Origin of the sequence: Hafnia alvei (assembly GCF_900095695.1) — a bacterium.
In the GTDB taxonomy this organism is placed as follows: domain Bacteria; phylum Pseudomonadota; class Gammaproteobacteria; order Enterobacterales; family Enterobacteriaceae; genus Hafnia; species Hafnia alvei_B.
The window spans coordinates 62,076-84,467 of record NZ_FMIQ01000046.1; the positions used below are offsets into that span (position 1 = coordinate 62,076).

A 22,392-nucleotide genomic window follows, 5' to 3' on the forward strand; every position below is an offset into this window, starting at 1 on the left:
GAGGATAAATTATCGAAGGTTAATAAATCGCCTTATTGAAAGCTTGCTCGAGGTCAGCGATGATATCTTCAGGATCTTCAAGCCCTACAGATATTCTTATGAGCCCATCGGTAATACCGGCTTTCATTCTTTCCTCTGGTAACATAGGTGAATGCGTCATGGACGCAGGGTGCTGAATTAATGTTTCAGTATCGCCAAGGCTGACAGCAAGCAGGCAAAGTTCAACGGAGTCCATCACAGTTTGCCCAGCTTCAACGCCCCCTTTAATTTCGAAGCTAATCACAGCGCCAAAATTCGACATCTGTTTTTTGCCTAATTCATAGTTTGGGTGATCTGGCAGGCCGGGATAATAAACCTTTGTGACAGCTGAATGCGAGGATAAAAACTTCGCCACCTGCATGGCATTTTGACAATGGCGCTCCATGCGGACGGCCAATGTTTTCAATCCACGCAGCGTAAGCCACGCATTGAAAGGGCTGATACAGCCACCCGTTATATCTTTAACGCCGACAAAACGCGCTTGATTGATGAATTCTTGGTCACCAACGATAACGCCGCCGATCACATCGCCGTGCCCATTAATGTATTTAGTCACGCTGTGAACCACGATATCAGCACCAAATTTAAGTGGATTCTGGCAATAAGGTGACATGAACGTATTATCGACAACTAATAATGCATCGTTGACGTGAGCCAGATTGGCACTTTGTTCGATATCAATAATGGACAACGTAGGGTTAGCTGGAGTTTCAATATAAATTACTTTGGTATTTGGCTTTATTGCTGCTTTGATATTCTCAATGTTGGCTGCATCGACGAAAGTAACCTCTATCCCGAATTTAGGCATGCTGTGTGACAATAATGCATGGGTACAGCCATATATTGCCTCAGAAGCTACAATATGATCGCCTTGCCCGCACAGCGTTAACAGCGTTGATGAAATAGCAGCCATTCCTGATGCAGTGGCAAGCGCCGCTTCACCTGCCTCTAGTACGGCAATTTTTTCTTCGAGCGCGGTTTGTGTCGGATTTCCGAGGCGTGTGTAGATATATCCCGGCTCTTCGAGGGCAAACCTAGCCGCTCCTTGCTTAGCATTCTCGAATACGAATGTAGAAGTCTGAAAAATAGGTGTGGCTAGCGCACCGGTTGTTGCGTCTGGATGCTGTCCTGCATGGATGATTTTAGTGTTATAGCCTTTATCGTGCAGTTTCATACTTCGTTGCCTCATTAGGTTAGGTATTGTCCTAATGGATATAGCAAGGTCTGTGCCAGAGTTTAATTTATTGAAATATATGATTTTTATTTTATTTATTTCTACGGTGTCAACTTTATCTCCAAAAAATGGAAATATTACTTACGGCATAAAAATTAAGTTTAAATACTAAAATTAAGTTAAAGAATAAATAAACTTCCGAATTAATTTTTACTCGTTGGGTAATGATGTTTTTAAATGAAGTGGCTTTTTAAATTTTTAAAAAGGATAAACCATTAAAGATTGTTTTTATTATAGGAAGTGATTTTTCTGCGGGAGATTGCTGCAAAGTATATTGGGAGTTTTTTTTATGCATAAATATAAGGCTGATATTTTAATGCATTTTCATATGGCTATTATTTTGATGATAGTGCGATACAATATCACCACGACACCTTGCACAGAGAAAAGATCAGTTATGAATGAAGAATATAATCAGTTCAATCAGCCTGTAGGGCGTAGCTTACCTCATTGGCACGGATGTGAAGTGCCAGCCCAGTCTGTGCTTAACGGGCAGTATTGTCGGTTAGAAAGGATATCCGCTGCCCATGGCGATGATCTGTTTGATGCTTATCAATTGCCTGGCTCAGAGAAGGATTGGACGTATCTTCCTGCTGGGCCATTTAAGAATAGAGAGGACTTCGATCGGCACTTCAATACACTCTTAGCTTCTGTGGATCCACTGCACTATGCGGTTATTGATTTAGCGACGGGTAAGGCGATTGGTACTGTTGCGCTCATGCGTATTGATGCGAAAAATGGCGTGATTGAAATGGGGTGGGTAGTTTATTCAAGAGCTTTAATGCGCACCCGTATGGCGACGGAAGCACAGTTTTTGTTGATGTCATATGTTATGGATAATCTCCATTACCGCCGCTATGAATGGAAATGCGATTCCCTGAATGAAGGATCGCATAAAGCAGCGCTGCGATTGGGGTTCAAATTCGAAGGCCTATTCCGTAATGCAACGGTGTATAAAGGAAGAACCCGAGACACCGCGTGGTTTTCAATTATCGATGAAGAATGGCCAGAAGTTCGGAATGCGCTTGTCTCTTGGCTTAATCAGGATAACTTTGATGAGAATGGTCAACAACGCCAAAGTTTAAATGATCTTAGAAATAATAGCGTGGCATGAGATTATTCCTTTCTGAAAATAACTCTATACGCAATAAATTTTTTAAGACGCTCTCGGGCGTCTTTTACTTACTTCAGACGTATCCGGCGAAAATTTCCTGAAATGTTATTTCGAACTGCGGCGTTCAGAAATCCAGTCCTGAATTTCGATGGCGAAAGTGTCTGGCGCTTTACGGAATGTACGTCGTGCCAAATCTAAAATTGTGTGACGAGCTAACTCTTCCTCCATGCGCTGCTGCGCGCTATCCATCACCGCGCGAATGTTGCATGGGCCCTCACACGCCCAAGCCGGAGGAGATTCCTCAAAAACGGCTAGGCGCTGGCGAATTTCCTTGCATTCGAACACTGTCTTGGAACCATCAATGGCCTGCGCAACGTCAAGCATGGTGATAAGCTCCGGCGCTCTCGCTAAACGAAATCCTCCCCCTTTACCTTCGCTGCTGACCACTAACCCAGCACGTGAAAGACGGGTAAAAATTTTGGCTAGGTAATCGAAGGGAACTCCTTGAAGCTCAGCCATCTCGCGCACATTCATTTCACGATCGTCGCCCTTGCTGTCGACCATGCATAACAGGCTATGAAGGCCATATTCCACGCCTGAACTATAGAATGCCATATCAAACTCCGCTTAGTAAATTCTTAGTAAGAATACATGGAACCGCACAATCTGCAAAGGCATGCATGCTGGCTAGTTCGGTGTATTATTTTAATTTATTTAAAATCAAATAATTATGATAATTGTCCGCGTGAAGATTAACACTAACTCCGAAACCTGTTGTCGGAGTTAACGGCGACATGTATAGTCGTAGTTATTGAAGTGGATGAGCAAATAATCAAAAGGTAGCAAAACATGAATAACCGTATTCTTATCGTTGGCGCTGGTTTTTCTGGCATGTGGGCCGCTATCAGCGCGGCGCGTTTAGCGCATCTGAATAATCGTCGTGATATCGAAATAACCGTATTAGCACCGCAGCCAGAGCTGCGCGTTCGTCCGCGGTTTTATGAAGATAAAGTGGCCACGCTGGTTTCTCCTTTGCTGCCATTGTTTGGTGAAATTGGTGTTAATTTCCTTCAGGGAAATGCAGAACATATTGATTCAAAAAATAAAATAGTGTCATATCGTGATGCTTCAGGGAGTGCCGCTTCGGTATCTTATGACCGTTTAGTATTGGCAAGCGGTAGCCGTGTGAAGAAGTCATTGGTTGAGGGCGCGCAGAAATATGCCTTCGATATTGATCAATTAGAATCGGCGCAGAAGTTTGAAAATCACCTGTTAAATTTGCCAAATCAAAAGCCGAGTGAAGCGCGTAATACCGTCGTGGTATGCGGTGGTGGGTTTACCGGGATTGAGTTGGCAACGGAGCTTCCTTCACGCCTTAAAGCGTTATTAGGTGAGGATACGAAGACTAAAGTAATCGTAGTTGAACGTGGTGTCGAAATCGGCAGTCGTTTCAGCGCGGAATTACGCGATGTCATCGCCCAAGCTTCTGAAGAGTTAGGTATTGAGTGGAAGCTGAATGCGGAAGTTGAAGTTATTGATGCCAATGGCGTGACGTTGAAGGATGGAACCCGCATTAATGCTTCAACCGTGGTGTGGACCGTTGGTGTAGAAGCCAGCGCGTTAACACAGCAGCTGGAGGCTGAACGCGATAACCAAGGCCGTTTGCTGGTTGATGAAAACTTGCAGGTTCGAGGATTACCGGGTGTTTATGCCACGGGAGACGTTGCCCATGCAGCAACCGATAATTTAGGGCATAAGGCGCTGATGACTTGCCAGCATGCGATTCAGCTGGGGAAATTTGCCGGTAATAACGTTGCAGCCGATCTTATTGGCGTATCTGCTGTGGCTTACCGTCAGGAAAACTATGTGACCTGCCTAGATTTAGGCGCGTGGGGTGCGGTCTTCACGCAGGGCTGGGAGCAAAAAGTTGAGTCGGTTCGCGACGAAGCTAAAAAGATTAAAATCTCAATTACCAATGAGCTGATCTACCCACCAAAAGCGGAGCGCGATGTTGCTTTTGCGGCGGCAGATCCATTGGCGGCGTTTGTATAACCACGTCGATGAGGGGCAGGCTTTGAGTTTGCCCTCGCTTTTCTGAGTCATGCGATGTTCGGTTATTGAAATTTAGCGTGTCTCAAATATCATTTTCTATTAATAATAAAAACGTATACCAATATCTCATTATGCTTTTCTACGTTATAACCCTGCTACCGAAATTATTATCCCCCTCACGCTAATCCTCTTTTTTTACAATACCTTAGTTTATGTAAGCTCTTTTCTATTCCCTTTTGTTACGCTATAAATTGCCTCCGCCGCGTTCTCGCAACAACAGTAGGATACAAAAAATACTTTGCAGAATAAGTATCTATAAATCATTATTTGAAACGTGGTTTCACTCCAATTTTGTAGGCTAATCTTGAACTTACATGCAGTACTGCGTCAGCGCGTAGCCAATACGCGTTGGTATGCGAAAAGAAAAAGTTATCGTGTGCTATTTTGGCGAGAAATAACGCCGCTTGCGGTTCCTATCTTGGTAGAAAATGCCTGTGTGTTGTTGATGGGCGTCCTCAGTACTTTTCTCGTTAGCTGGATTGGCAAAGAAGCCATGGCAGGCGTTGGGCTTGCCGATAGCTTTAATATGGTGATTATTTCCTTTATTGCCGCCGTTGACTTAGGTACGACCGTGGTGGTCGCCTTCAGTTTGGGGACGCGCGATCGTCGTCGGGCGCGCGCCGCCGCAAGGCAATCGCTGGTATTGATGACGGCTGTCGCCTTGCTGCTAGCTGCCGGTATTCATCTGGCAGGTGAATATATTATTGACGTGATCGCGGGTGACGCGACGCCAGAGGTGAAAGCGCTAGCGCTGTCTTATTTGCAGACCACGGTGTGGAGTTATCCTGCTGCAGCCATTGCGCTTATCGGTAGCGGGGCGTTGCGCGGTGCGGGTAATACTAAAATCCCGCTGCTGGTTAACGGCGGGATGAATATCCTGAACATCATGATCAGTAGTGTTCTGATCTACGGCATATTTGGCTGGGGAGGGCTTGGTTTTATCGGTGCAGGCCTTGGGTTAACGCTCTCTCGTTATATCGGTGCGGCTTGCATTATTTACGTTCTCTTAAAGGGCTTTAACCCTGCGCTGCGTATTTCGCTGAAAAGTTATTTTAAACCGCTGAAACTGAATATTTTATGGGAAGTTTTGGGTATTGGTATTCCTGCCAGTATTGAGTCGGTGCTGTTTACCGGCGGTAAACTGCTCACCCAGATGTTTGTGGCGGGCATGGGCACCAACGTTATTGCGGGTAATTTTATCGCCTTTTCAGTGGCGGCATTAATCAACCTGCCCGGTAATGCGTTGGGTTCTGCTTCAACGATCATCGTTGGACGACGCTTAGGTAAAGGACAAATAGGCCAAGCTGAACGTCAGCTTCGCTATGTTTTCTGGCTATCAACCATCGTTTTGACCATCATCGCTTGGGGAACGGCACCTTTTGCGGGCCTGTTTGCGTCCTTCTACACGCAAGAATCTGACGTTATCGATGTGGTTAAAATACTGCTGTGGCTTAATGCCGCGTTTATGCCGATCTGGGCTGCGTCGTGGGTGCTTCCTGCAGGGCTTAAAGGCGCGCGCGATGTCCGTTTTGCTATGTGGATTTCGATGCTCGGAATGTGGGGCTGTCGCGTAGTGGCTGGCTATACGTTAGGCGTTGTGCTCGGCATGGGGGTTGTTGGCGTCTGGCTTGGGATGTTCTTTGACTGGGCGGTGCGCGGCGTATGCTTCTATTGGCGGATGGTTAGCGGTCGCTGGCTATGGAAATATCCTCGTATTCAGCCTGAAATCGAGGAAGTTGACGCCAATAAAACGCAATAATTCAGCCGTTGGCGATATTCCTCCCCTCATGATTGGGGGGAGTTTGACGAATAAATTAACTCCAGCCTTCCTGCACTAAAGAGTCGCGGCCTACTAATACGGAATCGGCACCGAGGGCGATCATCCTCACCGCGTCTAAACCGCTGCTATGCGCTGTTCCGACCACGGCTGTCGCTCAACGCGCATGTAGGCACCTCTTCCGCGGGGGCTTTGCCGCTGGTCAAATGTTAAGACTGGTAGCGCAGAGCGTCGACAAACAAGGAAAATGCTGTGGTGTGTTGTTTGCGGCTTGGGTAATAAAGATAGTAACCAGGAAATCGGTTGCACCACTCATCAAGCACTTGAACTAATCGACCATCGGCGAGCTCGTCTTGTACTGAATCCTCAGGTACATAGGCTAAGCCGAAGCCAACCACGGCTGCATCAATGCGCTGGCGTAAGCTGTTAAAAGTCAGTTGTCCATCGACACGAACCCTGAGTTCTTGACCCTCTTTCTCAAACTCCCACGCATATAACCCACCCCGAGTGGGTAAACGCATGTTGATACAGCGATAGTTCTGCAGTTCTTGCGGTTTTGAAGGGCTGCCCTGCTGGTGGAGATACTGAGGTGCTCCTACCACGACCATTCGCATATCTGGGCCAATACGCACGGCAACCATGTCTTTAGCCACTTGCTCGCCAAGGCGAACACCGGCATCAAAGCGCCCATTGACGATATCGGTTAGGGAATTATCAGCCACGATTTCAACGTTGATATCGGGATAGTTGGCAAGGAATGATTTTAAAAATGGCCACAGAACAGAATCTACGGCGTGTTCTCCGGCGGTAATGCGAATATTTCCCGCAGGGGTATCGCGCATGTCACGTAAGGCATCTAACTCGCTTTCAATTTCGCTAAACCGTGGTTCAAGACTGTTGGCGAGTTTCTCGCCGGCTTCCGTTGGCGCTACGCTGCGCGTGGTACGCGTGAGTAAACGAATATCGAGACGCTCTTCAAGCCCGCGAATGGAATGGCTAAGCGCCGACTGTGACACGCCTAATTTCGCCGCGGCTTTGGTAAAACTGCGCTCTCTGGCAACAACGAGAAAAGAGATCAGATCATTAAAGTTTTCTTTCAGCATTTTGCAGGTCTTTTGGCTCAAGATAGCGCAAGTATAGGCCTATTTATGAATTTTACTCATAGCTCCTTGCGCATTTAGCTATCTAGTTGCGCAGTGTGAATCGGGGTAACGTTTAGACCAAACAGAATACCGACAGCTTCCGCTTTTGTTCGGCTTAGCTGTGTGAGTTTAAAGAAGAGGAAAATATGAAAATTATCCATAACGGTTCGCAAGCTTCACTGGTTGGCTCAGACGATTATTTTACCGGCAGCGTACGTATTGATGGCCTGTTTCAGGCTGAAGACCCAGCGCGAGTCGGCGGTGCCACGGTAACCTTTGAACCTAGTGCACGCACCGCGTGGCATACACATCCATTGGGACAAACGCTGATCGTTACCCAAGGTCGTGGATGGGTACAGGAATTAGGCAAAGAGATTCAGGAAATTAACCCAGGCGATATCGTGTGGATCCCTGCTGGCGTTAAACACTGGCATGGTGCGACATCAGAAACCGCTATGACGCACATTGCTATTGCCGAATCATTGAATGGTAGCGTGGTGGAATGGATGGAGAAAGTGACGGACGAGCAGTATCGCAAATAGTATTACACACCACAGAACTGCGGTTTCATCATGGTCATGCGTTCATTGTTAAACTTTTTGTGATAAAGGCAGATCGCGTTTTTCGCGTGCTAGATTCACGGTTCAAGACAAAACAAAAAGGATTAACGGATGAAATTGTTGAAAATCGCGCTTCTAACCTCGCTTATCTCTTTGTCTACCGCGGTATCTGCGGAGCCGGCTAAAAATCCGCTTAGCGTGCATATTTTAAATCAACAGACTGGGCTACCTTCTGCCGGTGTTGCCGTCACGCTAGAGCATAAAGAAGGCGATCGCTGGGTCAATTTATCGAGTGGGGTGACTGACAACGATGGGCGTATTCCTGCACTTTATCCGCAGGGTCAAAGCATGGCGCTGGGTGATTATAAAGTGACGTTCAAAACGGGGGAGTATTTCTCAAAACTTAAACAAGAGACGTTCTTCCCAGAAATACCTGTTGAGTTTCATGTCATTAAAACTAACCAACATTTACATGTGCCTTTGTTGCTTAGCCAGTATGGCTATTCAACATATCGTGGTAGTTAATGTTTTTTGCAGTTAGCATTCATTTTTTAATTAGGTCGCATTATCTGCGGCCTTTTTATTTTTATTGTAATTTAAGAAGTGTAATTAAGTTATTCACTAACCCTGAAGCGTTGCTGCCGAGATCGTAGTTTTCTGAAGGTAATAACCAATTCTCTATAAGCCCACTCATATATGCGCGAATTATAACTATTGACTGGGGAATGTTTAATGTCGATGGCAATTGATTTAATGTAACACAACGTTTTAACGTATTCGTTAAACGCTCCTCTTCAAAATAAACCATGCGCCGTATTTCATGTCTAGGTGTCATTTCTTTTGTGAATTCACATTTATGAAATATTATTTCCATCAATGATTTTTGTTGGGGGTCGCTAACCACTGCGCGTAGAAGATAGGTGAGGGTTTCTTGCAATGCATTTAAAGGATTATCTTTGTTTTCACTGTGTATTTTTTCCGATATATACAATGAGTAATGTGCAGACTGTTGCCATATCTCGTTGAATAACTCTTCTTTGTTTTTAAAGTGCCAGTAAATCGCACCTCGAGTAACCCCCGCAGAGCAGGCGATATCACTTAACGTTGTAGATGAAAATCCACGTATTGAAAATTCACTGATTGCTACATTTATTATTCTTTGACGAGTAACAAATGCATCCTCTTTAGTTTTACGTGCCATAGTGATACCAAATAACCAAGACTGTGATTTACAGAGAAGGATAGGGTTTTGTAGGATGGGCCTCATTCTATTCGCTACACGTTCAGTTTGTCATTCTGATTTTATTATGTGGCCATCCATTAATGGTTGTAATAAAACTAGCCAACGTGTTTATTCGCAATCATATTAGATATGCAGGCATAGGTGGTGCATGATAATTAATTTATATATTTAAGATGTGATGTATTTTTCTGGGGAATTATTTAGATTCAAACGTAAAGCTGAACGTAAAGATAAAGTGATTTTGATAATTAAACTTACACAATTAGGTGGGTGTTCTTGTTTTTTATCTGGATGTTATTCTATTTTTCCTCAAAAATAGCAGCCTGCGACTTTGTTTTCATACCGCCGTGTAGGCTTGGTTTTTATTTAATGTTAATCACTAATGTGATTTGTCAGTGGTGTTACACCTGCTGTTTTCTATCAGATTACGTTGTTTATAACCATCAGAAGAACGATGTGTGAATTATACCCGTACAGCTTATTACCATTTTTATGTACGCCTGGCGTCGTGTCGAAATATTTAAGGAATAGCAATGAAGAAATACAGTGAGTTTATTCTCCTGCCCTCAGTGATTCTCCTTTCCGCCTGCTTTGTGTTGTCTGGGTGTGATGATAACGAGGTTAAAGCGCCTCTGCCGCAGCCTCATGTGGGGGTTGTGACTTTGAAAGCTGAACCTTTGCAAGTGACGACCGAGTTACCAGGACGTACAGCTGCCTACCGTGTTGCTGAAGTTCGCCCGCAGGTAGGTGGAATTATTCTCAAGCGTAACTTCACTGAAGGGAGTGATATTCGCGGTGGCGAATCGTTGTATCAAATCGATCCTGCCCCTTACAAAGCGGCTTATGACAGCACGCAAGGTGAGCTCGCCAAAGCCGTTGCCGCAGCAAAACTGGCGCATTTAACCGTTCAGCGTGATAAGCCGTTGGTTGGCGACCACTATGTTAGCCAACAAGAATTCGACACGGCGGTGGCAAACGCGCAGCAAGCCGATGCCGATGTACAGGCGGCAAAAGCCAATGTTGAAACGGCTCGAATCAATTTAGCCTACACCAAGGTGACCTCTCCTATCGATGGGCGCATTGGACAGTCTAACGTTACCGAAGGCGCGCTGGTGACCACTGAACAGGCCAATGCGCTAGCAACCGTGCAACAGCTTGATCCTATTTACGTTGATGTCACCCAATCGAGCAACGACTTCATCCGTCTTAAGCAGGCCGTCATCCAAGGCAGCCTTGAAAAAAGCGCACTGCAAACTCAGGTCACGCTGGTGATGGAAAATGGTCAGCCTTATCCGCTCAAAGGCCAGCTGCAATTCTCGGACGTCAGCGTTGATGAAAGCACCGGTTCGATAACGATTCGCGCGTTGTTCCCAAACCCTCAACACGATCTCTTACCGGGGATGTTTGTGCGCGCGAGCATTGATGAAGGCATGCAAAAAGATGCACTGCTGGTTCCGCAGCAGGGGGTAACACGCAACCCACGTGGTGAGGCCACTGTGATGTTAGTTAACGCCAAGAGTCAGGTTGAAGTGCGTAGTGTGACCGCCGCACAGGCAATCGGTGACAAATGGTTGGTGACGCAAGGATTACACAGCGGTGATCGCGTGATCGTCAGCGGGCTACAGAAAGTACGCCCTGAAATGACGGTAAAAGCGGAAGAGCAGGATCTGCAGGCGAATGCGTCTCAGGGACAGTAATCGCTACGGCGATAATTCATACAAGGTAAAACGAGCGTATGTCTAAGTTTTTTATTGAGCGCCCGATCTTTGCTTGGGTACTTGCCATTATTCTTATGTTGGCAGGGGGATTGGCGATTTTAAAACTGCCGATTGCCCAGTACCCAACGATTGCCCCTCCTGCGGTTGCGATAACGGCGACCTATCCGGGAGCTGATGCGAAAACCGTTCAGGATACGGTGACGCAGATTATCGAACAGAACATGAACGGCATCGATAATCTGATGTATATGTCGTCAACCAGTGACTCTGCGGGCGGTGTAACCATTACCTTAACCTTCAATTCGGGGACAGACCCCGATATTGCTCAGGTTCAGGTTCAGAATAAGCTCCAACTGGCAACCCCGTTGCTGCCACAGGAAGTCCAGCAGCAAGGGATTAGCGTTGAAAAATCCAGCAGCAGTTTCTTGTTGGTTGCAGGTTTTATATCAGACAACAAAAGCCTGACTCAGGATGATATTTCTGACTATGTTGCCTCAAACATCAAAGATCCCATCAGCCGTAGCAGCGGCGTTGGTGATGTTCAGCTGTTTGGTGCGCAGTATGCGATGCGTATTTGGCTGAATGCCGATCAACTGAACAAGTATCAACTGACCACGGTTGACGTTGTTAACCAGCTAAAAATTCAGAATGACCAAATTGCGGCAGGGCAGTTAGGCGGCACGCCCGCTGTGGGCAATCAGCAGCTTAACGCTTCCATCATTGCGCAGACGCGATTAAAAGACCCCGAAGAATTTGGCAAAATCTTGCTGAAGGTAAACCAGGATGGTTCGCAGGTACGTCTGAAAGATGTGGCTCGCATTGAGCTTGGCGGTGAGAACTACAACATCGTGGTGAAAATCAACGGACAACCTGCGGCTGGCTTAGGGATTAAGTTGGCAACAGGCGCCAATGCGTTGGATACGGCAGCCGCAATTAAAGCCAAGCTGGCAGAGCTACAACCCTATTTCCCTCAGGGCATGAAGGTTGTCTATCCATATGACACCACGCCGTTTGTAAAAATCTCGATTCACGAAGTTGTCAAAACCCTGTTTGAAGCCATTATCTTGGTCTTCTTGGTCATGTATCTGTTCTTGCAAAATATCCGCGCAACGCTTATCCCCACTATCGCGGTGCCTGTTGTTCTGCTAGGAACTTTTGCAATCCTTTCCGCGTTTGGCTATTCGATAAACACCCTAACTATGTTTGGGATGGTGTTGGCGATAGGCTTGCTGGTTGACGATGCCATCGTCGTGGTGGAAAACGTCGAGCGCGTTATGGCGGAGGAGCATCTACCGCCAAAAGAAGCCACGATAAAGTTGATGGACCAGATTCAGGGGGCGTTGGTCGGGATTGCCATGGTGCTGTCGGCGGTGTTTATTCCGATGGCATTTTTTGGCGGCTCAACCGGTGCGATCTATCGCCAGTTCTCCATCACCATTGTTTCCGCCATGGCGCTGTCTGTGCTGGTGGCGCTTATCTTAACGCCGGCACTGTGCGCCACGTTGCTCAAACCCGTTTCTGCTGAAGGCCATGGTGAAAAACAAGGCTTCTTTGGTTGGTTCAACCGCAAATTTGAGCAGAGCACGCACCATTATACGGATAGCGTGGGGGGGATCCTGCGAAACACGGGGCGTTACCTTGTCATCTACGTATTGATTGTCGTCGGCATGTGCGTGTTGTTCTTGCGCCTACCGACGTCATTCTTGCCCGAAGAAGATCAGGGCGTCTTTATGACCATGGTGCAGTTGCCTGCTGGGGCGACTCAAGCAAGAACCCAGAAGGTGTTAGATCAGGTGACGAATTATTACCTGACTAAAGAGCACGCTAACGTTGAGTCGGTCTTTACGGTTAACGGTTTTAGCTTTAGTGGCTCGGGACAAAACTCCGGCTTGGCATTTGTCAGCTTAAAGCCGTGGGACGAACGTTCGGGGAAAGAAAACGACGTGATGTCGATCATTGGCCGCGCGATGAAATCTTTCACGCAGATCAAAGATGGCCTCGTGTTTCCGTTCAACTTACCGGCCATTATTGAACTCGGTACCGCGACTGGTTTTGACTTCGAGCTTATCGATCAGGCAAACCTAGGTCATCAACAGCTCACTCAGGCGCGTAATCAACTGTTAGGAATGGTCGCTCAGCATCCAAAAGTGATGGTGCGAGTGCGTCCTAACGGACTGGAAGACACGTCGCAGTACAAGCTGGACGTGGATCAGGAAAAGGCGCAGGCGTTGGGTGTATCGCTGTCGGATATCAACCAAACTATTTCGACTGCTCTAGGCGGAACCTACGTTAACGACTTTATCGATCGCGGACGTGTGAAGAAGGTTTATGCCCAAGCCGATGCACGTTTCCGTATGTTGCCTGGTGATATCAATAATTGGTATGTACGTGGCGACAGTGGAAAAATGGTGCCTTTCTCTTCCTTTGCAACCGCAAGTTGGATTACAGGCTCGCCGCGTTTAGAGCGTTATAACGGTTTACCGTCGATGGAAATTCTGGGCGAAGCGGCACCGGGCAAAAGTACCGGTGATGCCATGCAAATGATGGAACAACTTGTGACTAAGTTACCGTCGGGTATTGGCTACGACTGGACGGGAATGTCCTATCAGGAACGTTTGTCTGGAAATCAGGCTCCTGCCCTGTATGCCATCTCGCTGGTAGTCGTATTCCTGTGCTTGGCGGCGCTGTATGAAAGCTGGTCTATACCGTTCTCGGTAATGCTAGTTGTTCCGCTTGGCGTGGTCGGTGCCTTATTGGCAGCGGCGTTACGCGGTATGAACAATGACGTTTACTTCCAAGTTGGGTTGTTAACCACGATCGGCCTCTCAGCTAAAAATGCCATCTTAATCGTCGAGTTTGCTAAAGACCTGATGGATAAAGAAGGCAAAGGGCTGATCGATGCCACTTTAGAAGCGGTACGAATGCGTTTGCGGCCAATCTTAATGACGTCGCTGGCATTTATTCTGGGTGTTCTGCCGTTGGTTATCAGTTCTGGTGCGGGTTCAGGTGCGCAAAACGCTGTAGGTACAGGCGTGATGGGGGGAATGCTGACGGCAACGCTATTGGCTATTTTCTTTGTCCCAGTATTCTTTGTGGTTGTGCGCCGTCGCTTTAGCAAAGCGAAAGAATAAAAATAAAGACTGTTAAATCAAAAAGTAAAGGCCTGTGATGTTGTGTCACAGGCCTTTACATCAAAGTTTTCCACTCCGCTTTGCATATATCCTCGATGTATCGAGATCTATCTCGCAAAAATTACAAAAGCTAGATTACCCAGCATCTCTGATTCTGTGACGTAAAAAGTACATATACGGCATGAATAAGTGTAATCGTTTTCATTGCTGTGAATGCAACTCCCCGTTCTCATTGGATTTCTCTTTCTCAGCCGTAGCGTCATGAAGTGAAACCGTCCATAACCTCAAGAAAAAGTTAGATAAAGCCGAGATGTTTTCACTTTGTTAATTTTTCAATACTGTGATGTAACCCAAATCTCACTTCAATGCATTGACTATAGTGATCCCTGTTCGGTTGCTTTTTATCCAATCATTGCTCAATGAGGATCTCAGTATGTGGAAGCGTTTACTTTTGGTTACAGCCGTCTCTGCTGCACTCTCTTCAGCTGCGTTGGCTCAGTCGATGACCGTTGGTTTTTCTCAGGTCGGATCGGAATCAGGCTGGCGCGCCGCTGAAACCAGCGTGGCAAAAAGCGAAGCACAAAAGCGCGGTATTACGTTGAAAATTGCGGATGGCCAACAAAAGCAGGAAAACCAAATCAAAGCCGTTCGCTCCTTTATTGCTCAAGGCGTTGATGCCATTTTTATTGCCCCAGTTGTTCAGACTGGATGGGAACCCGTCTTACAGGAAGCCAAAGAGGCGAATATCCCGGTTTTCTTACTTGATCGCGCCATCACCGTGAAAGACAAATCACTGTATATGACCGTTGTCACCGCAGACAACGTGTTGGAAGGCAAACTGATCGGCGACTGGCTGGTGAAACAGGTTGCAGGAAAGCCGTGTAACGTGGTGGAGCTACAGGGAACCGTCGGTGCGAGCGTAGCAATCGATCGCAAAAAAGGCTTTGCTGAAGCGATTGCCGATGCGCCAAACATCAAAATTGTACGTTCTCAATCAGGAGACTTTACCCGCAGCAAGGGCAAAGAGGTCATGGAGAGTTTTATTAAAGCCGAAAACAACGGCAAAGATATCTGCATGGTTTACGCACATAACGATGATATGGCGATAGGCGCTATTCAGGCGATCAAAGAAGCGGGGCTTAAACCGGGCAAAGATATCCTGACTGGATCTATCGATGGCGTACCTGATATTTATAAAGCGATGCTGGCAGGAGAAGCCAATGCCAACGTAGAACTCACGCCAAACATGGCCGGGCCTGCGTTTGATGCGTTAGAGAAGTACAAAAAAGACGGCACGTTGCCACCGAAAATTACCAAAACCGAATCCAAGCTGTTCCTACCTGACAGCGCGCAAGCTGAGTTAGATAAGAAAAAAGATATGGGATATTAATTCCATATCCCGTTTTCAATCCTATTGGTCATTTCACCGGCAGAGGCTATCGCTTCTGCCCATTATTTTCAGCGAAGCTAGGAGCGATGGCATGCACGGCGACGGCGATGATGATGTGTTACTGCGTACCGACGGCTTGAGTAAATATTTTCCCGGCGTGAAGGCGCTCAATAACGTCTCTTTCAGCCTACGTCGCGGCGAAATTATGGCGCTGCTCGGAGAAAACGGCGCAGGGAAATCAACCCTGATTAAGGCGCTGACCGGTGTTTACCAACGAGATAGCGGTACCGTATGGCTAGACGGCGCCGAGGTCTTTCCAAAGAATACGGCTCATGCGCAGATCTTGGGTATTGGCACCGTATATCAAGAAGTTAACCTGCTGCCCAATATGTCGGTGGCAGACAATCTGTTTATTGGCCGAGAGCCACGCCGTTTTGGTTTTATTCAACGTGGTGAAATGATCCGCCGCGCCACAGAACTTATGCAACGTTACGGATTTTCGCTGGATGTCACGGAGCCGCTCGGGCGCTTTTCTGTCGCCATGCAGCAAATTGTGGCGATCTGCCGCGCTATCGATCTTTCTGCCAAGGTGCTCATCCTTGATGAACCCACCGCCAGTCTCGACACCAGCGAAGTCGAAATGCTCTTTACTCTGATGCGCCATTTACGCGATCAAGGAATAAGCCTGATTTTTGTGACCCATTTTCTCGAACAGGTCTATGCCGTTACCGATCGCATCACGGTGCTGCGCAACGGCGAGTTTGTGGGTACTCGAAACACCAAAGAATTACCTTATATCGAATTAGTTAAAATGATGCTGGGTCGTGAGCTGGACAACAATGCTTTACAGCGCGCGGGCCGCACCTTACTCAGTGAAAATCCAACGGTTGAGTTTGAAAACTACGGCAAAAAAGGGGTTATCGCGCCCTTTAACCTCAAAGTTCGCCCCGGTGAAATTGTGGGGTTAGCCGGGTTACTCGGCTCTGGTCGTACGGAAATGGCTGAGGTTATTTTTGGTATCAAACCGGCAGACAGCGGCACAGCACAGGTTAAAGGCAAGCAAAGAACGCTACGTTCGCCACACCAGTCATCGCGTTACGGATTGGGGTTCTGCCCTGAAGATCGCAAAACCGATGGTATTATCGCGGCGGCATCCGTGCGTGAAAATATTATCCTAGCGCTTCAGGCGCAGCGTGGATGGCTGCGTCCCATCGCCCGCAAAGAGCAGCAGCACATTGCGGAACGCTTCATTCGTCAATTGGGGATCCGTACCCCGAGCACCGAACAGCCCATCGAGTTTCTTTCCGGCGGCAACCAGCAAAAAGTTTTACTTTCGCGCTGGCTGCTCACCAAACCCCAGTTTCTTATTTTAGACGAGCCGACTCGCGGGATTGACGTAGGCGCTCACGCCGAGATTATTCGCCTGATAGAAACCCTGTGCGCCGATGGTTTAGCGCTGCTGGTGATTTCATCGGAGCTTGAAGAACTCGTGGGCTATGCCGATCGGGTGGTGATCCTGCGCGATCGCCAGCAAATCGCCGAAATTCCGCTGGAGCAGCTTTCCGTTGCCGCCATTATGAATGCCATTGCGGCATAAGGAGATGAACGCCATGTCCGGTTCTTTACCCGATGCCAATCTACCCAAAACCTCACGGCTACGTTGGCCAACGGGCATGCCGCAAATTGTGGCGTTGGTTGTGGTGCTGTTGGTTGATAGCGTGGTCGCCAATAATTTCTTTTCTATTCATATTCAAGATGGACGCTTGTTTGGCAGCTTAATCGATATTCTCAATCGCTGTGCGCCCGTGGCGCTGTTGGCGATAGGTATGACGCTGGTGATTGCAACCGGCGGTATCGATCTCTCTGTGGGCGCGGTGATGGCAATCTCAGGGGCGACCGCCGCTTCGTTAACGGTTCAGGGTTATGGTTTGCCAATCGTGATTTTATCCGCGCTAGGCGTCGGCGTTTTATCTGGGCTATGGAATGGCATTTTGGTGGCACTCCTCAAAATTCAGCCGTTTGTCGCCACGCTGATTCTGATGGTTGCAGGGCGAGGCGTAGCCCAATTGATTACGGCAGGGCAGATTGTCACATTCAATTCCCCCTCGCTATCGTGGCTGGGCAGCGGCTCGCTATTTTTGCTCCCCACGCCGGTGATTATCACGTTACTGACTTTGCTCGCCTTCTGGTTACTGACGCGTAAAACCGCGCTTGGGCTTTTTATTGAAGCGGTAGGGATTAACATTCGGGCGGCGAAAAATGCGGGGGTGAATACGCGGCTGATCGTCATGGGAACCTACATGCTGAGTGGCCTATGCGCGGCGATTGCGGGGATTATTGTGACGGCGGATATACGCGGCGCTGATGCCAACAACGCCGGGTTATGGCTGGAGCTGGATGCCATTTTAGCCGTGGTGATCGGTGGTGCATCGCTGATGGGAGGCCGATTTAATCTCCTGTTATCGCTACTTGGGGCGTTAATTATCCAAGGAATGAACACCGGCATTTTGCTTTCAGGATTCCAACCAGAATTGAATCAGGTGGTTAAAGCCGTGGTGGTATTGGTTGTTTTAGTGTTCCAGTCACCGCGTTTTCTCGCCGCAATCAGAAGGAAGCCGCGCCATGCTTAAACGTAATTTACCGCTAATGATTACGCTGGCGGTTTTTGTGTTGGGATATCTGTTTTGTTTGAGCCAGTTTCCCGGTTTTGCCACCACGCGCGTGATTTGTAACATCCTCACGGATAATGCTTTTCTCGGTATTGTTGCCGTTGGGATGACGTTTGTGATCTTGTCAGGCGGTATCGATCTTTCTGTTGGTTCGGTGATCGCTTTTACCGGCGTATTTTTAGCGCGCATGATTGGCGATTATCACATGTCGCCGCTGGTGGCTTTTCCGTTGGTGCTGGTGATGGGATGCGGCTTCGGTGCTTTCATGGGATGGCTAATTGATGCGCTGAAAATTCCGGCGTTTATCATCACGCTAGCCGGCATGTTTTTTCTGCGCGGTGCCAGCTATTTGGTTTCGGAAGAGTCGTTGCCTATCGATCATCCGATTTACACCACGCTCTCCTCATTGGCGTGGAAAATTCCGGGAGGAGGGCGTTTGAGCGCCATGGCGCTATTGATGTTGGCGGTGGTTGTGCTGGGGATCTTTTTGGCCAACCGTACCCGCTTTGGTAATCAGGTGTATGCCATTGGTGGTAATGCCACATCGGCTAATCTGATGGGGATTTCCACCCGCAGCACCACCATCCGTATTTATATGCTTTCAACCGGATTGGCAACGTTAGCGGGCATCGTATTCTCTATTTATACCTCTGCGGGCTATGCGCTAGCTGGAATGGGCGTAGAGCTGGATGCCATCGCCTCGGTGGTGATTGGCGGCACGCTGCTTAGCGGCGGAGTGGGAACCGTTTTGGGCACGCTGTTTGGCGTTGCGATTCAGGGATTGATTCAAACCTATATCAACTTCGACGGCACGCTCAGCTCATGGTGGACCAAAATCGCGATAGGGATTTTATTGTTCGCCTTTATCGGGCTGCAGCGCTTACTCACGGTGATGTGGGAGAACCGGCAAACGGCAGAGGTGAAGAGGATTGATGTTGTTAAAGCCGATCGTGTTGTATGACCGCACCTAACCCTCCCCTTGGCTGGGGAGGGAACCGATTCGGCGTTGGATGCGAGAACTCGATCTGCCCCTCCCTCAGTCAAAGGGGGAGGTTGGGAGGGGGTATTACTCCAACTCTCACAAACTATTATAAACCTGCTCCACCTTCGCCATATAACGCGGAGCCTGCGCGGCAGGATGGTATTGGCGAACGTGCCAGTGGAAGGCTTCTGGTGAAAGCTGATTGATCATCTGAATCGCGGTTTTGCGATTGCTTGAAAAAGTTCGCAGCAGTGCGCCTGCGCCGTTGGCGTAGGCTACCTCAGTTGCATAGCGACGAGTCACAGGATCGTCAATCCAGTTCAGCTGTTGATGCTGGATCGCGCTGATGTAAGCAGCACCTAAATCGATATTGGTTTCGGGGTCGAGTAAATCATCGTCGTCAGGGCAGCCGCGCTTACCTTTATAACGATAGGCATCACACCCGCCGGTTGAGGCTTTGAGCTGCATGAGACCGATGGCGTTCGAAGGGCTGACGGCTTCTGGATTGAAGCTGGACTCCACCTGAATAATCGCGGCGATAAGTTTTGGATCGACCTTATAGTCATCGGCAGCATCTTCGATCACATCGTCGTAGGCATGGGTGTCATACTTTTTATAATGATGTTTGCTTGAACAGCCCGCTAAGAAGAGCAATAGCAGCATAATGCCAAATCGCGAAGGGTGTTTGAGTATTGAAATCATTGGTGAGCACGCCAGCCTATATCCATTAAAATAGAATAGGACTCATTAGTTAGACGACCATGTCGAAGGGAATGCCTGATTTAAATAGACGGATCCCTGCGCCCGAAACAGACGCAGGGATCATATAGTCATCCAGCAAGTAGGTCACCTGCTGTTTTGCTCATTTTTAGTAAAAAAATAAGATCCTCTCAGCGAAGATAAAACACCTCTTTAAGCTCATCGCTCATTGGGCTGTTGTCGGCGTTGCTTGGCATGACATCGGCCATATGTTTCCACCAGCGCTGACAGACTTCGGTCTGCGCAACTGCATTCCAACGCGCTTCGGATTCAATTTCGACGAAGCCAAACAGCAGATGGCGTTTCTCATCCAAAAAGATTGAATAGTTGTGTGCGCCATGCGCTTTTAATTCGGCTTCCAGTTCTGGCCAAATCGGTGAGTGGCGGCGCTGATACTCTGCGTGGGCATCGGGATTAACCTGCATGACAAAGGCTTTACGGATCATATTTTCTCCTTACATCGCCTGTAGGTAGAGCGCCCGAATCTGTTCACGATCTGCGCTACGCGGGTTACACGGCGCACAGGGATCGGCCAGCGCTTTGTCCAACCATCCATCGATATCACTTTCTTTGATACCCAACGAATGGAATCCAGAAGGAATACCAACGCGTGCCGAGAGCTCACGAATGGCTGCGATAGCGCTATGGCTGGCCTGCTCCTCATCCATTCCCTGCGTATTTACCCCCATTGCCTGCGCGATTCGGGCAAAGCGAGAAACCGCATTAGGGCGATTAAAGGCTTCAACCACCGGTAATAAAATGGCGTTACATACGCCGTGTGGCAGATTATGAGTCGCCCCCGGTTGATGCGCTAATGCATGAACTAATCCCAGTCCGGCGCTGTTAAAGGCCATCCCTGCCAGGTATTGCCCATAGGCCATCATTTCACGCGCCTGAAGGTTTTGCCCATTCTCCACCGCCAGCGGTAACCATTCGGCGATCATGCGAATGGACTCCAGCGCGGAGTGATCGGTCAATGGGTGAGCGCCCACGGAAACATAGGCTTCAATCGCATGGGTTAACGCATCCATACCGGTTGCGGCGGTTACCGACGCGGGAATATTCAGCATCACCGCCGGATCGTCGACGGCAATATCAGGAATAATATTGCTGTCGATAATCACCTCTTTCACCTGACGCTGACTATCAATGATCACCGCATTGCTGGTGAGTTCAGCGGCGGTTCCCGCCGTGGTATTAATGGCGACCAGCGGCACACCGGCATTTTTCACTTTGCCCACGCCTGAATAGGCGGTGGAAGGGCCGGGATTGGCGGTCAGAATTTTAATGGCCTTGGTGGTATCAATTGGGCTACCACCACCGAAGGCGATCAGGTAATCGCACTGGTTTTGCTGATAGGCTTGGAAACCTGCCTGCACTAGCTCTTCGGTTGGATTTGGAAATACATCCTTAAACAGCGCGTACGGCAGGTTTTGCTGCTGCATCGCGCTAAACAGGCTGTCTAACAACCCCATTTCCACTAACTGACCATCGGTAACAATCAGCGCTTTGCCCCACTTTTTGTCGCCAAGCAGTTTCACCATATCGACGATAGCGCCGTTGCCGTGCAGGCTGATTTTCGGTAATGCCAGCATGAAACTCATGATATTGCTCCTGAAAATGAAAAACCGTTGTGATGCGCTTCCTGAAAAGAAGCGCATGCGACCGGTCTTTCTCAACGGTTAATCTTCAAGCGCCGCTGCCATCGGCGTTACACCAAAGCGTGCGGCGAGCGCGATCAGCTCCTGCGTGGAGATCGTCTGTTTTTTGCCACCCATAGACAGAACTTTCACCATAATTTCCGCTGATTTTTCCGCGGTATCGATCAGGCCGAAAGCGTCGTCTAACGTTGGGCCACTGCCGAAAATTCCGTGGAAAGGCCACAGCACTAAGCCGTGCTGGCGCATTTGCTCAGCGGTTTGCGTGCCGATACCGTCGGTGCCCGGCACCATCCAAGGTACGATGCCAATGCCGTCAGGGAACACCACTAAACACTCGGTGCTGCCTTCCCATAACAGGCGGGTAAACTTGGCGTTGTCTAAATCATGCACGTAGCTAAGCGCAATCAAATTGGTGGCGTGGCAATGCATGATGACGCGGTTATCGCCGCCGGTAACCTGCATACGCACGATATGCGATTGGAAATGTGCGGCCAGTTCAGACGTTGGCAGACCGCCTTTAGTTAATCCCCAATGGATGTGGTAGGCCATGCCATCGGCGCTAACCTGTAACAGCACCAGATTTTCCTGCGGCGCAATTTGTACGTTGCGGAAAAACTTGCCTGAGCCGGTGACTAAGAACCAGCTATTGGCGAGTTCGGTGGCGGGCTGCGTCAGCTCAACGCAGCGCGGCTGTGAGGCAAAATCGGCGCGAAACGGCGCTACTTCTTCCTCTAATAAACGCAGGCTAACGTTGCCTCCGTTACGTTCATCCCAGCCTTTGAGCCACATGTCGCTGGTGGCTTTAATCATGCCCTGAACGAACCAGGAATCGATGATAGATTGCATAGTTTTTATTCCTTT

Annotated in this window: 19 protein-coding genes; 11 read left to right on the forward strand and 8 right to left on the reverse strand. The window is 48.4% G+C overall.

From position 1 onward, the window contains the following. Window positions 1–19: 19 nt before the first annotated feature. Complete coding sequence (gene megL, locus BN1044_RS12215) at window positions 20–1,213, reverse strand: methionine gamma-lyase (protein WP_072308943.1); 1,194 nt, start codon at window positions 1,211–1,213, stop codon at window positions 20–22. A 457-nt stretch (window positions 1,214–1,670) separates the two neighbouring features. Here megL and BN1044_RS12220 point away from each other — a divergent pair, with 457 nt between their 5' ends. Then, entirely contained in the window at window positions 1,671–2,387 is a 717-nt protein-coding gene (locus tag BN1044_RS12220) for a GNAT family N-acetyltransferase (RefSeq protein WP_072308997.1), read from the forward strand. 105 nt (window positions 2,388–2,492) lie between these two features. On the opposite strand, the gene BN1044_RS12225 is transcribed toward BN1044_RS12220, so the two are convergent. Further along, window positions 2,493–3,002, reverse strand: a complete 510-nt coding sequence (locus BN1044_RS12225; RefSeq protein WP_072308944.1) for an RrF2 family transcriptional regulator — start codon at window positions 3,000–3,002, stop codon at window positions 2,493–2,495. Window positions 3,003–3,236: 234 nt separating this feature from the next. Here BN1044_RS12225 and BN1044_RS12230 point away from each other — a divergent pair, with 234 nt between their 5' ends. Together BN1044_RS12230 and BN1044_RS12235 are read left to right on the forward strand one after the other, a co-directional pair. Further along, the gene (locus BN1044_RS12230) at window positions 3,237–4,439 is read left to right on the forward strand and encodes an NAD(P)/FAD-dependent oxidoreductase (RefSeq protein ID WP_072308945.1); all 1,203 of its coding nucleotides are present in this window, start codon (window positions 3,237–3,239) and stop codon (window positions 4,437–4,439) included. 364 nt (window positions 4,440–4,803) lie between these two features. Continuing rightward, window positions 4,804–6,258, forward strand: a complete 1,455-nt coding sequence (locus BN1044_RS12235; RefSeq protein WP_072308946.1) for an EmmdR/YeeO family multidrug/toxin efflux MATE transporter — start codon at window positions 4,804–4,806, stop codon at window positions 6,256–6,258. Window positions 6,259–6,485: 227 nt separating this feature from the next. On the opposite strand, the gene BN1044_RS12240 is transcribed toward BN1044_RS12235, so the two are convergent. After that, a complete protein-coding gene (locus BN1044_RS12240) occupies window positions 6,486–7,379 on the reverse strand; it encodes a LysR family transcriptional regulator (RefSeq protein ID WP_072308947.1) in 894 nt (297 codons plus the stop codon). A gap of 185 nt (window positions 7,380–7,564) precedes the next feature. Between BN1044_RS12240 and BN1044_RS12245 the strand changes: the two genes are divergently transcribed. Then, entirely contained in the window at window positions 7,565–7,960 is a 396-nt protein-coding gene (locus BN1044_RS12245; protein ID WP_072308948.1) for a (R)-mandelonitrile lyase, read from the forward strand. Between the two features lie 129 nt (window positions 7,961–8,089). After that, window positions 8,090–8,503 (forward strand): hydroxyisourate hydrolase, encoded by a 414-nt coding sequence (gene uraH, locus BN1044_RS12250; RefSeq protein WP_072308949.1) that lies wholly within the window; start codon window positions 8,090–8,092, stop codon window positions 8,501–8,503. 61 nt (window positions 8,504–8,564) lie between these two features. Here the strand turns inward: uraH and BN1044_RS12255 are convergent, their stop codons facing one another. After that, window positions 8,565–9,179: a TetR family transcriptional regulator gene (locus BN1044_RS12255; protein WP_072308998.1), complete on the reverse strand. Its 615-nt coding sequence runs from the start codon at window positions 9,177–9,179 to the stop codon at window positions 8,565–8,567. 575 nt (window positions 9,180–9,754) lie between these two features. On the opposite strand from BN1044_RS12255, the gene BN1044_RS12260 reads away from it, so the two are divergent. The 6 genes from BN1044_RS12260 (at window position 9,755) to yjfF (ending at window position 19,090) form a co-directional block, all read left to right on the forward strand. Next, window positions 9,755–10,918 carry an efflux RND transporter periplasmic adaptor subunit gene (locus tag BN1044_RS12260; protein ID WP_072308950.1) on the forward strand — a complete coding sequence of 388 codons (1,164 nt, stop codon included), beginning with the start codon at window positions 9,755–9,757 and terminating at the stop codon, window positions 10,916–10,918. A gap of 38 nt (window positions 10,919–10,956) precedes the next feature. Then, entirely contained in the window at window positions 10,957–14,070 is a 3,114-nt protein-coding gene (locus tag BN1044_RS12265) for an efflux RND transporter permease subunit (RefSeq protein ID WP_072308951.1), read from the forward strand. A gap of 433 nt (window positions 14,071–14,503) precedes the next feature. Next, complete coding sequence (gene ytfQ / locus BN1044_RS12270; RefSeq protein WP_072308952.1) at window positions 14,504–15,460, forward strand: galactofuranose ABC transporter, galactofuranose-binding protein YtfQ; 957 nt, start codon at window positions 14,504–14,506, stop codon at window positions 15,458–15,460. A 91-nt stretch (window positions 15,461–15,551) separates the two neighbouring features. Further along, the gene (gene ytfR / locus BN1044_RS12275) at window positions 15,552–17,057 is read left to right on the forward strand and encodes a galactofuranose ABC transporter, ATP-binding protein YtfR (protein ID WP_072308953.1); all 1,506 of its coding nucleotides are present in this window, start codon (window positions 15,552–15,554) and stop codon (window positions 17,055–17,057) included. A 13-nt stretch (window positions 17,058–17,070) separates the two neighbouring features. Beyond that, entirely contained in the window at window positions 17,071–18,090 is a 1,020-nt protein-coding gene (gene ytfT, locus BN1044_RS12280) for a galactofuranose ABC transporter, ATP-binding protein YtfT (protein ID WP_072308954.1), read from the forward strand. Then, window positions 18,083–19,090: a galactofuranose ABC transporter, permease protein YjfF gene (gene yjfF / locus BN1044_RS12285; RefSeq protein WP_072308955.1), complete on the forward strand. Its 1,008-nt coding sequence runs from the start codon at window positions 18,083–18,085 to the stop codon at window positions 19,088–19,090. The genes ytfT and yjfF overlap by 8 nt, the downstream gene beginning before the upstream one ends. 117 nt (window positions 19,091–19,207) lie before the next feature. Here yjfF and BN1044_RS12290 read toward each other — a convergent pair whose 3' ends face one another. The 4 genes from BN1044_RS12290 to rhaD all read right to left on the reverse strand — a co-directional run bounded on the left by BN1044_RS12290 (window position 19,208) and on the right by rhaD (window position 22,377). Next, entirely contained in the window at window positions 19,208–19,813 is a 606-nt protein-coding gene (locus BN1044_RS12290; protein WP_025800606.1) for a transglycosylase SLT domain-containing protein, read from the reverse strand. Window positions 19,814–20,001: 188 nt separating this feature from the next. Further along, window positions 20,002–20,316, reverse strand: a complete 315-nt coding sequence (gene rhaM, locus BN1044_RS12295; RefSeq protein ID WP_072308956.1) for an L-rhamnose mutarotase — start codon at window positions 20,314–20,316, stop codon at window positions 20,002–20,004. Between the two features lie 9 nt (window positions 20,317–20,325). Then, window positions 20,326–21,474 (reverse strand): lactaldehyde reductase, encoded by a 1,149-nt coding sequence (fucO, locus tag BN1044_RS12300; protein WP_072308957.1) that lies wholly within the window; start codon window positions 21,472–21,474, stop codon window positions 20,326–20,328. A gap of 78 nt (window positions 21,475–21,552) precedes the next feature. Continuing rightward, entirely contained in the window at window positions 21,553–22,377 is an 825-nt protein-coding gene (rhaD, locus tag BN1044_RS12305) for a rhamnulose-1-phosphate aldolase (RefSeq protein ID WP_072308958.1), read from the reverse strand. Window positions 22,378–22,392 lie beyond the last annotated feature (15 nt).